We start from the raw sequence: 11593 nt of genomic DNA, 5'->3' as shown, positions 1-11593 counted from the left end.
TTCTTCTCAGCCGGGATCGAAGGCGGTCTTCCCATGTCGTGGATTCTCCTTCAGGACTGACACAACAGCCCTGCCACGAATCCTGACGCGCGACAGCCAGACCACACGACCCCACACAGACAGCAGCGACCCACGCACAGCCGACGACCCCCCGCACTCATCCACCAGGGCCGCCAGGCGGCGGCAACCAGCACGATTCTCATCGGCGCCGGGCGACTGCGGGCCAAAGAAGCGGTGAGGTTCACCCGTGCGCCGCGCGCTCCCGCTCGGCGCTCCTGCTGCGAGCAGAGGATGGGCTCGAAGTGAGGAGGTTGACTCCCCTTCTCTTCACTTTTCACACCCCGCTCGGGCTGGCGCTCAGGTGCTGCTTCGCGGAGAAACGGCGGCGGCGCTAACCCTGGCGAAGAGCCCTGGCGGCGGGTGCTCGAGAGGAAGCGGCTCGCTGCGAGAGGCGTGTCCCTTCTCGTGTGAGCAGCCCTTGAACGGTCCGTCGGGGTCGAGCAGGACGGTCATGTGGTGGTCGGCGTGGTCGCGGAACCAGATGGAGATGCCGAGGGCTGGGTCGTGGCGGAGGTGTTCCCAGGCGCGCCAGAGGGCTTCGAGGCGGGCGATGGCTTCGGCGTGGCGCCACCACTGGGGGCACCAGGTGCGGTTGCGGCCGTCGAGGTGGCGCCGGTACATCGGGGCGAGCTGCTCGGTGACGAAGACCTCGACGTTAGGGTAGTACAGCTGCGCCGGCTCGGGCTCGTCGGCCTGGGTGGTCTGCTCGTCGTCTGCCCACTCGTCGACGTCGGAGGCGAAGACTTCAGACACTGCGCATCCCTCCCGTGGAGGCGGGCCCGGCGACCGCGGTGACCACCGGACCGTGGCGTTGGATCGAGGCCTGGATGGCTGCCGCATGTGGGCCGGCCATCCAGGGAGTGGTCTGGATCAGGGTCGGCCGGGTGCCGGACGCGATGACCAGGGCGCGACCCTTGGGGAGGGAGCCGAGGTCGGCAACGTCGAGGACCTTCTCGCGGCGGGTGGAGCGGTTGGTGGAGCGCCCGCCCTTGCCGTGGGTGGTGGAGACCTGGTGCAGGTCGAAGTCGCCGACGAGCTGGGAGAGCTCGGAGAGGAACTCGACCTCGGTGACGCCGCCGCCGTAGATCTTGATGTTGGCGGCGGACCAGAGCTTGCGCATGCCGTCGCGTCCCCAGACCTCGACGCCTTGGGACCAGGACTGCAGGATCGTCATCATCACGATGCCGCGGGAGCCGTAGTGGCTGTAGAGGTTGGGCAGCTCGCGCCACCGGCAGACGTTCGCGGCCTCGTCCAGGACCGCGACCATCGGCACGGGCAGCCGGCCGCCGGGTGAGCGCTTGGCGTGCTCCTCGGCGGCCTCGGTGACGGCGACGGTCAGCGCGGTCACCAGGGGGCCGGCGGACCCGCGGCCTTCCTTGGACAGGCTGTACAGGGTGCCGCCGTCGCGGACGAACGCCGCGGGGTCGAACTCTGCGCGGTGCTCTCCGGCGTCGGGGGGTGTGACCCAGCGGGTGGCCTGCCGGTTGGTCAGGAATGAGGCGACCTGTTGGGCGGTGCCGTACACCCCGCCGCGCTGCTTCTCCGGTGCGTTGACCACGCCGGCGACCGCGGCCGCCGGCAGCGGGTACCCGGCGGTCTTGAGCAGGGCGACGGGTTCGTCGTCGGTGGGGTCGGTCAGCCACAGGTACACCTGGGTCAGCGGCCGCCCGGCCACCGCCGCGGCGAGCAGCAGTCCGGCGAGCAGGTCCTTGGCCGCGGAGTCGAAGAACGCATCGGTACGGGCGCCGGGTTCACGGGCGGCCGCGGCGAACAGGTCGGCCAGCATCGAGGCCTTCACCTCGTCGGTGACGTAGGTCAGCGGGTTCCACCACCAGGACGGTGCCTCGTCGACGATGCCCTGCGGGTCGAACACCCACACCGGCCCGGCGCTGGCGCGGGGGCCGCGGGTGGCGTCGACCAGGTCCCGCTTGTTGCTGGTGGCCAGCACCGCACCCGGGGCGGCCAGGATCGCGGGGATCGCCCGGGAGGTGGTCTTACCGGTCCGCGGGCCCCAGATGTCGACCGAGACGTCCTCCCACGACCCGTACAACACGCCCCCGCCGGCGACGGCACGGCCGAGCGGCAACCCCGGGGTGGGAACCCCGAGACGGGTCGCGGTGGCCATCGCCCCCCGCTCCCCCAGCGCGGCCAGGTCAGTGCGGCGGCCCATGTGCGCCGCGGCCCGATCCACGCGGGAACGGCCCGACCGCCACCGGCGCACTCCCAGGCCGGCCACCGCGCCGGCCACGACGACGGCCACGCCGATGCCGGCGGCGACCCACGTGGCGGGGGCCGGCCAGGTCAAGTCACCGCCGAGCAGACCGAAGAGCACCTCGAACGGGTTCGCCGGCACCACCTGCGGGCCGCCGGCCAGGGCATTGCCGACGTGCACCGCGGCCCACACCGTCCCCAGCACCAGGACCACGGCGACGATCGCGACCCACAGCGCCACCGTGCCGGGGTCGATCCCGGGACCGGAGGACCGCCGCGACGTCGAGCTCACCGCACTGCACCGCCACTACCGGCCACGCCCACTCCCCCGCTCACACCAGCGCCGGCGCTGGTGCCGGCGGCTTGCGCGGCGTCGAGCTCGTCGTCGACTGGGGGCAGGTCGCTGACCTGCCCGATTCGGGAGACGTCGTGCCACAGCTTGTTGGTGTCGTTGATCTGCAGGTCCCGCTCGATCGAGGTCAGCGCGACCTGGACCGGGATTCCGGACTTCCCGCCGACCTTGATCAGGAACTTCCCGCGGCCGGGGGGTTCGGCGTCCGCGCCGGAAACCGGGTCCCAGGCGGGTGGGTCCTGCCACCCGACCAGCAGCTCCTCCTCCGCGCGGGAGAGGGTGACCGCGGAGCGCAGCATCGGCATCTCCGCGGACGGCAGCCCGCCGCAGATGACCATGCCGGAGCGCTCGACGAACCCGCGGGCCTTCATCCGGTCCTCTTCGGTGGGCAGGGCGAGCAGGTCGCTCATGGTGTGGGAGACCATCACCTGCCCGACGCCCTTGCCCCGGTTCAGGCGGGTCAGGACGTCGACGTGGTCGACGATCCCCCGCCCGGCGCGCAGCGCCCGCCACAGCTCGTCCATCACGACCAGGTAGTGCCGGCGCGGCTCCAGGCCGGCGTCGGCCAGGCGTTGGCGGTGACCGGTCGGATGCGCCGCCACCGGCCGGTGGCGTTCGACGAGCTAGGACAGCCCCGAGGGCTGCGAAGACACCCGGTTGTGGCCTTATGTCCTCTGTACCTCCATCCGTGAACCGTGGACAGGTGCCGCGACCAGAGTCAGGATGGCGCGCGTCCGGGTTCCCGCCCCTGCGTCCCGGACCCGTCGACCGGGAGGTACGCCATGCGCCGTCCACGTCCGACCACCGCCGTCGCCTGCGCCGCCGGGGCGGCCCTGGCGCTGGGTCTGCTCGCGGGGACGCCGGCCGCCGCGGCGCCGGAGCGGGCCGACAGCCGACCGGTCTCGGGGGCGCCGCAGCCCGTCCGGTTCGCCACGTTCAACGCGTCGCTGAACCGGGCCGCCGAGGGCGAGCTCGTCGCTGACCTGTCCACCCCGGACGACGAGCAGGCGCAGGCCGTGGCCGAGATCATCCAGCGCACCCGGCCCGACGTGCTGCTGCTCAACGAGTTCGACTACGTACCCGGTGACGTGGCGGTCGACCTGTTCCGGCAGAATTACCTCGAGGTCGGCCAGGGCGGCGCGGACCCGATCGACTACCCGTACGCCTTCGTCGCGCCGTCGAACACCGGGATCCCGAGCGGCTACGACCTGAACAACGACGGCACGGTCGGCGGCGGCGACGACGCGTTCGGCTTCGGGCTGTTCCCCGGTCAGTACGGCATGGCGGTGCTGTCCCGGTACCCGATCGCCACCGACGACGTGCGCACGTTCCAGCACTTCCTGTGGAAGGACGTGCCTGGCGCCCTCCTCCCTGACGACCCGTCGACGCCCGAGCCCGCCGACTGGTTCTCCGCCGAGGAGCTGGACGTCGTCCGGCTGTCGAGCAAGTCCCACTGGGACGTGCCGATCGAGGTCGGCGCCCGCGACGTCCACTTCCTCGTCTCCCACCCCACGCCCCCGACGTTCGACGGTCCGGAGGACCGCAACGGCCGCCGCAACCACGACGAGATCCGGTTCTGGGCCGACTACGTCTCCCCGGGTCGCACCGCCTCGTACGTGTACGACGACCAGGGGCGGCGCGGCGGCCTGCGCCCCGGCTCCCCGTTCGTCGTCGCCGGCGACCAGAACAGCGACCCCCAGGACGGCGACTCCGTCCCGGACGCCATCGACCAGCTGCTCGACCACCGGTTCGTCGTCGACCCGCTGCCCGCCTCCGCGGGAGCCGTCGAGGCGTCGGCCCTGCAGGGCGGGGCGAACCTGACCCACCGCAGCGACCCCCGCTACGACACCGCGGACTTCAACGACAACCCCGCCCCGGGCAACCTGCGCGCCGACTACGTCCTGCCGTCCCGCCAGCTCCGGGTCGTCGACGCCGGGGTGTTCTGGCCGGTGCAGGCCGACCCGCTCTCACGGCTGACCGGGACGTTCCCGTTCCCGTCGTCCGACCACCGGCTCGTGTGGGTGGACGTGAGGGTGCCCGGTCACCGGGGCGCCGGCCCCAGCTGAGCCCGCCTCCTACCCGTCCGTACTGCAAGACACACACCGCGGCTGCAAGACCTTGCACTAGCGTGAGCGCCGTCACACGGACGCCGACGGCGTCGTCCGTCCCGACCGCCGGGTGCGACCCACCCGGCCGGACGACGAGAGAAGGCCCCCGTGGCGCCGTCCCCCCACCCCGTGCTGACCGCCGTCACCGACCGCGTCGTCGCACGCAGCCGCACCAGCCGCGCCGAGTACCTCGACACCCTCGAGCGCGCCACCGCCGAACGCGCCGGCCGCCCCACCCGCAGCGACCTCGGCTGCAGCAACCTCGCGCACGCCGTCGCCGCCTGCGGGGCGGCCGAACGGGCCGCGCTCACCGGTGACGAGGCCGTCAGCATCGGCGTCGTCACCTCCTACAACGACATGCTGTCCGCGCACGCGCCGTACGAGCACTACCCGCAGCAGATCAAGGCCACCGCCCGGCGGATCGGCGCGGTCGCCCGGGTCGCCGGCGGCGTGCCCGCCATGTGCGACGGGATCACCCAGGGACGCGCGGGCATGGAGCTCAGCCTCTTCAGCCGCGACGTCATCACCCTGTCCACCGCCGTCGCCCTCTCCCACGACGTCTTCGACGCCGCGCTGATGCTCGGCGTCTGCGACAAGATCGTCCCCGGCCTGGTCGCCGGCGCGCTCGCGTTCGGGCACCTGCCGACCGCCTTCCTGCCCGCCGGGCCGATGGCGTCCGGCCTGCCCAACGCCGAGAAGGCCGCCGTCCGCCGCCGGCACGCCGCCGGTGAAGCGGGTCGCACCGAGCTGCTGGCCGCCGAGGTCGCGTCCTACCACTCGCCGGGCACCTGCACGTTCTACGGCACCGCCAACAGCAACCAGCTGGTCCTCGACGTCATGGGCCTGCACCTGCCCGGCGCCGCGTTCGTCTCGCCCGGCAGCCTGCTGCGGCACGCCCTCACCGACGCGGCCGTCGCCCGCGTCGCCCGCATCGCGGCGAGCGACGCCCCCTACGGCATCGGGCACGTCGTCGACGAGAAGGCCGTCGTCAACGGCGTCGTCGCGCTGCTCGCCACCGGCGGGTCGACCAACCACACCATGCACCTGGTCTCCATGGCCGCCGCCGCGGGCATCCACCTGACCTGGGACGACGTCGACGAGCTGTCCGCAGTCGTCCCGCTGTGCGCCCGGATGTACCCCAACGGCACCGCCGACGTGAACCACTTCCACGCCGCGGGCGGCACGCCGTTCCTCGTCGGGACCCTCCTGGACGCCGGCCTCCTGCACGCCGACGTCCGCACCCTCGCCGGCCCCGGGCTGCACCGCTACCGGCAGCGACCCGAGCTCGACGGCCACGGCCGGCTGCGCTGGCACGACGCCCCGACGCACAGCCTCGACCCCGACGTCCTGCGCCCGGCGGACGACCCGTTCGCCCCGGACGGCGGCCTGCGGCTGCTGCGCGGGACCCTCGGCCGGGCCGTCGTCAAGGTGTCCGCGGTCGCTCCCGAGCACCGCGTCGTCGAGGCCCCCGCGCGGGTGTTCACCGACCAGGCGCAGGTGCTCGCCGCGTTCTCCCGTCGCGAGCTCGACCGCGACGTCGTCGTCGTCCTGCGCGAGCAGGGACCCGCCGCCAACGGGATGCCCGAGCTGCACGCCCTCACCCCCTCCCTCGGGGTGCTGCAGAAGCGCGGCCACCGCGTCGCCCTCGTCACCGACGGGCGCATGTCCGGTGCGTCCGGCGCCATCCCCGCCGCCATCCACGTCACCCCCGAGGCCGTGCACGGCGGCCCCATCGCCCGGCTGCGCGACGGCGACGTCGTCCGCTTCGACACCCTCGACGGCCGCCTCGACGTCCTCGTCGACCCCGCCGAGTGGGACGCCCGCGAACCCGCCGCCCCCCGCCCGGACCGCGCCCGCGGCACCGGCCGCGAGCTGTTCGCCGCGTTCCGCTCCGCCGTCGGACCCGCCGACGCCGGGGCGTCCGTCCTCGCTGCCGGGTGGGGCGACCCCGTCGGCGAGATCGTCAGCGAGACCGTCGGTGGACCCGAGAGCGAACCCGTCCTCCCCGAGCTGCAGGAGACCTCCCGATGACCGCCACCGCCCTGCCCGCCGAGGTCACCGCGACGAGCCTGCTCGACGTGTCACCCGTCGTCCCGGTCGTGGTCGTGGACGACGCCGCGGACGCCGTCCCGCTCGCCCGCGCGCTCGCCGCCGGCGGAGTCCGGGTCGTCGAGATCACGCTGCGCACCGCCGCGGGCCTCGACGCGATCCAGCGCGTCGCCGCGGAGGTGCCCGACGTGCTCGTCGGCGCCGGGACCGTCACCACCCCCGACCAGGTGGACGCCGTCCGCCGGGCCGGCGCGCGCTTCCTCGTCACCCCCGGGACGACCGACCGGCTGCTGGACGCCGCCCTCGACTCCGGCGTCCCGGTGCTCGCGGGCACGAGCACGCTCAGCGAGATGCTGCGGCTCGCCGAGCGCGGGCTCGAGGCGATGAAGTTCTTCCCCGCCGAGGTGAGCGGCGGCCGGGCGTACCTCTCGGCCGTCCACGGGCCCCTGCCGGACCTGCGGTTCTGCCCCACCGGCGGGATCGGTCCGGGCAACGCGGCCGACTACCTTGCCCTGCCGAACGTCGGCTGCGTCGGCGGGTCCTGGCTCACCCCGCGGGACGCCGTCCGGGCCGGTGACTGGGACCGGGTCACCGACCTGGCGCGCGCCGCCTGCGCCCTGCGCACCCCACCCCGCCCGTGATCTTGCAGAACTGACCCTGCGGTCTGCCCCACTTCCCCGTGATCTTGCAGATATGACCCGCCGCGATCACTTCTGCATGATCACGGGGGTGGGGAGGTGACGGGGTATCACCGCCCGGGTGGCGCGGCTCCTCGACCGTCCGATCCCGAGGAGGTGCGCCGTGGACCTCACCGTCTGCCCCGAGTGCGGGCTACCCGCCGAGGTGGAGTGGCGTCAGACCGTGCCGCACCGCGACGACGGCAGCGGCCTGGTGAAGCTGCGCTGCCTGTCCCGGCACTGGTTCCTCATGCCGTCCGGGCGGCTGCTGCGCCTGCCCGAGCGACCCGAGGCCGTCCGGCCCGCGTGGTGACGCGTCGCTGAGGACGCCGTGACGACGCGCCGGTCCCGCGTGCCCCATGCTGTGCCCGTGCAGAACGCGCTCACCGGCGTCCGGCTCGTCGACGCCCGCTACGACGACGACCTCGGCTCCCCGCTCGTCGCCGAGATCCAGGCCGACCTCGTCGTCCGCTACGGCGGGCCGGACGAGACCCCCGTCGACCCCGACGAGTTCACCCCACCTACCGGTGCCTTCCTCGTGCTGCTGCGGGACGACGACCCCGCCGGGTGCGTGGCGCTGCGACGGCACGACGGCGGTCCCGGCGAACCCGCGCAGGTCGAGCTCAAGCGGATGTACGTGCGGGCCGCGCACCGGCGGCAGGGCCTGGCCCGCCTGCTGCTGGCGGCCGCCGAGCAGCGCGCCCGGGACCTCGGCTACACGCGGCTCCTGCTGGAGACCGGGCAGCAGCAGCCCGAGGCGATCGCCTTGTACGAGTCCGCCGGGTACCAGGCGGTCCCCGGCTTCGGCCACTACTCGTGCTCGCCGCTGTCCCGCAGCTACGCCAAGGACCTGTGAGCCGGTCGCCGCGGACCCGGCCGTCGGACCCGGCGGCTGCTGCTCACGGCGGGTCGCCGGTGATGACGTTGAGGCTGCCCGGCCAGGCCAGGTAGCGCACCGACAGGTTCGCCATCGTCGCGACCCGGTTGCGGTTGCCGACGAGCGTGACGATGTGGAGCACCACCCACGCCAGCCACGCGACGAAGCCCTTGAGCCGGATGCCCGGCGGCATCTCCACGATCGCGTCGCTGCGACCGATCGTCGCCATCGTGCCCTTGTTCTTGTAGTGGAACTCCTCCGTCGGCGACCCGGCGAGGAGCCGGCGGATCTGGACCGCCGCGTGCCGCCCGCCCTGGATCGCGGGCTGCGCGAGCTGCGGCAGCGGCTCCAGGCCGTCGGCCGCGACGTCCCCGACCGAGAACACGTTGTCGTGGCCCTCGACCCGCAGGTCCTTGCCGACGACGACCCGCCCACCCCGACCCGTCGGCAGGCCCCAGTCGCCGACCACCGGAGACGCCGTGACCCCGGTGGCCCAGACCGTCACCGCTGCCGGGACCTGCTCGCCGTCCCCGAGCACCACGCACGTCGGGGTGACCTCCTTGACCGACGTGCCCAGCCGCAGGTCGACGCCCCGCTTCCGCAGCGCCTTGGCGGCGTAGCCGCGCAGCCGGCGGTCGAACGGCCCGAGCACCGTGTCGGTCATCTCCACCAGCAGGATGCGCACCCGCTCCAGCGGCAGCTCCGGGTACGCCGCGGGCAGGGCGATGTTGCGCAGCTCGGCCAGCGCGCCGGCCATCTCCACCCCGGTCGCGCCCCCGCCGACGACCACGACGGTCGGCTCCGGGGCGTCCTCCAACCCCTGCGCGGCGACCTCGACGCTCGACAGGATCCGGTCCCGGACCGCGATCGCCGACGCCCGCGAGTAGATCGTCATCGAGTGCTCCTCGGCGCCGGTGACGCCGAAGTAGTTGGCCGCCACGCCGGGGCAGACGATGAGGTAGTCGTACGACACGTCCTCGCCCTTGGCGACGTGCACCACCCGGTTCTCCAGGTCCAGCCCCGTCACGGTGGCCCGCCGGAACGCCGCGTTGCGGAACCGCGAGCAGTACGCGCGCAGCGTGTACGTCACGTCGCCGGGGTTCAGCCCGCCCGTCGCCACCTGGTACAGCAGCGGCTGGAACGTGTTGTACGGGTTCTTGTCGATGAGCAGGACGTCGACGTCGGCGACGCTGAGCTCCCGCACGGCCGACAGGCCGGCGAACCCCCCGCCGATCACGACGACGCGCGGGCGGGACGAGCGTCCCTGCTGGTGGGTGGGCTTGACGGCCACGACGCGGTGCTCCTGCCTCGGGGGAGTGCGTGCAGCAGCAAGCGTAGGGACGGACCGGCGAAACCGCGTCCCGTCCCTAGGATGGGCGGGTGAGCGGCTGGCTGGACGACGACGAGCAGCGCACCTGGCGCCTGTACCTCGCCATGAGCCGCAGGCTGCCCGAGGCCCTGGAGCGGCAGACCCGTGCGGACGCCGGGATGCCGCTGACCTACTACATCGTCCTGGCGATGCTCTCCGAGGCCCCCGACCGGTCGCTGCGGATGAGCGAGCTGGCCGAGATCACGAACTCCTCGGCGAGCCGGCTGTCGCACGCCGTCGCCCGGCTCGAGGAGCGCGGCTGGGTGCGCCGCGAGCGCTCCCCGGAGGACGGGCGCGGCAACATCGCCGTCCTCACCGACGAGGGGATGAGCACCGTCGTGGCGGCCGCCCCGGGCCACGTCGGCGCCGTCCGCCGGTTCATCTTCGACGCCATCACCCCCGAGCAGCGGGCCTGCCTGGAGGACATCTGCCGCTCGGTCCTGACCGCGATCGGGGACGCCGGCCTGGACGCGAGCTCGCCGTCCCCGCTCGCCGTCGCGGACGAGGACGACGCGACCGGCGGCAGCCGCGCCGCCGACGGGTGACGGGGGTCCCGGCGGCCGGTGACCCGGCTGTCGACCCGGCACCCGTCGACTTGGCGCTCGTCGGCGTCGGAGGTGCCGGGCTCACCGTGCTGCACGAGCTGGCCGTCCGCGCACCCGCGTCCGGCCGCCGGTGGCGGGTCGCGCTGGTGGACGACGTCGACCGGCTGGCCGAGCGCCCGCAGGACCGCACCTGGTGCTTCTGGGACCGCGGGGGCAACCCGGCGGAGGCGGCGCTCGCGGCGAGCTGGGACCGGGTGCTCGTCCACCCCGCGCCCGGCACCGCGCCCGCGGGCCGGCCCGTGGGTGTGCCGCTGGTCCTGCGGCTCGCGCCCCTGCGCTACGCCATGCTGCGGTCCGCCGACTACTACGGGCTCGTCGCGGACGCCGTCCACGCCGCGGCGGGCTCCCTCGACGTCGTCCGGCTGCCGTCGGCGAGCGCCGTCGACGACGACGGTGACGGCGTCACCGTCCGCACCCCGGGCGGCCACGTCCGTGCCGCGTGGGTGGTCGACTCCCGTCCCCGACCTGCGCACCGCGGCGGCGCCACGACCCTGCTGCAGCACTTCCACGGCGCCGTCGTGCGCACCGCGGTGGACGCGTTCGACCCGGACCTGCCGGTCCTCATGGACTTCCGCACGGACCAACCCGAGCGGGGGCTGTCGTTCGGGTACTGCCTGCCGCTCGGGCCGCGGCTGGCCCTGGTCGAGTACACGGAGTTCTCCGCGGCGGTGCTCGACGCACCCGCGTACCGCGCGGCGCTGGACGCGTACCTGCGCACGCTGCTGCCGTCGGCTGCGGCCGGCGCCCCGGTCGAGGTCGAGCACACCGAGACCGGCGTCATCCCCATGACCGACGCCGTGCACCGGCGGCGGACCAGCCCGCGGGTGCTGCTGGCCGGGACCGCCGGCGGCGCGACCCGGCCGTCGACCGGGTACACGTTCCGCACCATGCAGCGCCAGGCCGCGGCCGTCGTCGGCGCCCTGCTGGACTGGCGTCACCCGGTCCCGCCGCGCCCGTACCCGCGCCGGCACCTGCTGATGGACGCCGCGATGCTCCGCGGCCTGGACGCCGGCCACCTCGACGGCCCCGACTTCTTCACCCGGCTGTTCGCGCGCAACCCGACCTCCCGGGTCCTCGACGTCCTGGACGGCGCGACGGGGCTCGGTGCGGAGCTGGCGCTGATGGCGACCGCGCCGCCGGTGACGATGGTCCGGTCCGGCGCCGAGGCCGTCGCCCTGCGGGCGGCGCGGCGGCTGCGGGGGTCACCGGGCGGGTCACTGCGCGGGTCAGCGCGCGGGCGCTGACCGCTCGCCGGGCGGGACCCCGCCGGCTCGACGACGATGGG

Annotated in this window: 10 protein-coding genes and 1 pseudogene; 7 read left to right on the top strand and 4 right to left on the bottom strand. The window is 74.2% G+C overall.

Translation table 11 applies throughout. The annotated features are described in order from the left end of the window. Positions 1 to 357: 357 nt before the first annotated feature. The 3 genes and pseudogenes from ACYVQV_RS12615 to ACYVQV_RS12605 all read right to left on the bottom strand — a co-directional run. Entirely contained in the window at positions 358 to 813 is a 456-nt protein-coding gene (locus tag ACYVQV_RS12615; RefSeq protein WP_461023646.1) for a DUF4913 domain-containing protein, read from the bottom strand. Continuing rightward, positions 806 to 2563, bottom strand: coding sequence for a type IV secretory system conjugative DNA transfer family protein (locus ACYVQV_RS12610; protein WP_461023645.1), 1758 nt, complete (start codon positions 2561 to 2563; stop codon positions 806 to 808). The genes ACYVQV_RS12615 and ACYVQV_RS12610 overlap by 8 nt, the downstream gene beginning before the upstream one ends. Continuing rightward, positions 2560 to 3192: pseudogene (locus ACYVQV_RS12605) on the bottom strand (ATP/GTP-binding protein); the annotation flags it as partial. The pseudogene ACYVQV_RS12605 and the gene ACYVQV_RS12610, both read right to left, overlap by 4 nt. Positions 3193 to 3405: 213 nt before the next feature. Between ACYVQV_RS12605 and ACYVQV_RS12600 the strand changes: the two are divergent. From ACYVQV_RS12600 to ACYVQV_RS12580, 5 genes are all read left to right on the top strand, one after another. Then, on the top strand, positions 3406 to 4689 hold the full coding sequence (locus tag ACYVQV_RS12600; protein WP_461023644.1) for an endonuclease/exonuclease/phosphatase family protein: 1284 nt from the start codon (positions 3406 to 3408) through the stop codon (positions 4687 to 4689). A gap of 150 nt (positions 4690 to 4839) precedes the next feature. Beyond that, positions 4840 to 6762, top strand: coding sequence for a phosphogluconate dehydratase (gene edd / locus ACYVQV_RS12595; protein WP_461023643.1), 1923 nt, complete (start codon positions 4840 to 4842; stop codon positions 6760 to 6762). After that, a complete protein-coding gene (gene eda, locus ACYVQV_RS12590) occupies positions 6759 to 7421 on the top strand; it encodes a bifunctional 4-hydroxy-2-oxoglutarate aldolase/2-dehydro-3-deoxy-phosphogluconate aldolase (RefSeq protein ID WP_461023642.1) in 663 nt (220 codons plus the stop codon). Before edd ends, eda begins: the two co-directional genes overlap by 4 nt. 160 nt (positions 7422 to 7581) lie before the next feature. Continuing rightward, the gene (locus tag ACYVQV_RS12585; RefSeq protein ID WP_461023641.1) at positions 7582 to 7770 is read left to right on the top strand and encodes a hypothetical protein; all 189 of its coding nucleotides are present in this window, start codon (positions 7582 to 7584) and stop codon (positions 7768 to 7770) included. 57 nt (positions 7771 to 7827) lie between these two features. Then, complete coding sequence (locus tag ACYVQV_RS12580; protein ID WP_461023640.1) at positions 7828 to 8313, top strand: GNAT family N-acetyltransferase; 486 nt, start codon at positions 7828 to 7830, stop codon at positions 8311 to 8313. A 43-nt stretch (positions 8314 to 8356) separates the two neighbouring features. On the opposite strand, the gene ACYVQV_RS12575 is transcribed toward ACYVQV_RS12580, so the two are convergent. After that, positions 8357 to 9625 carry an NAD(P)/FAD-dependent oxidoreductase gene (locus tag ACYVQV_RS12575; RefSeq protein WP_461023639.1) on the bottom strand — a complete coding sequence of 423 codons (1269 nt, stop codon included), beginning with the start codon at positions 9623 to 9625 and terminating at the stop codon, positions 8357 to 8359. An 89-nt stretch (positions 9626 to 9714) separates the two neighbouring features. Here ACYVQV_RS12575 and ACYVQV_RS12570 point away from each other — a divergent pair, with 89 nt between their 5' ends. Further along, on the top strand, positions 9715 to 10248 hold the full coding sequence (locus tag ACYVQV_RS12570; RefSeq protein ID WP_461023638.1) for a MarR family winged helix-turn-helix transcriptional regulator: 534 nt from the start codon (positions 9715 to 9717) through the stop codon (positions 10246 to 10248). After that, the gene (locus ACYVQV_RS12565; RefSeq protein ID WP_461023637.1) at positions 10245 to 11552 is read left to right on the top strand and encodes a lycopene cyclase family protein; all 1308 of its coding nucleotides are present in this window, start codon (positions 10245 to 10247) and stop codon (positions 11550 to 11552) included. The genes ACYVQV_RS12570 and ACYVQV_RS12565 overlap by 4 nt, the downstream gene beginning before the upstream one ends. Positions 11553 to 11593 lie beyond the last annotated feature (41 nt).

This window comes from Thalassiella azotivora, assembly GCF_054781695.1.
This window is presented reverse-complemented; position numbering and strand designations above follow the sequence as displayed.

What these genes read in the sequence shown, in the direction of transcription:
- ACYVQV_RS12600 (WP_461023644.1), top strand. Translation starts at nt 3,406, where the DNA reads ATGCGCCGTCCACGTCCGACCACCGCCGTCGCCTGCGCCGCCGGGGCG.
- eda (WP_461023642.1), top strand. Translation starts at nt 6,759, where the DNA reads ATGACCGCCACCGCCCTGCCCGCCGAGGTCACCGCGACGAGCCTGCTC.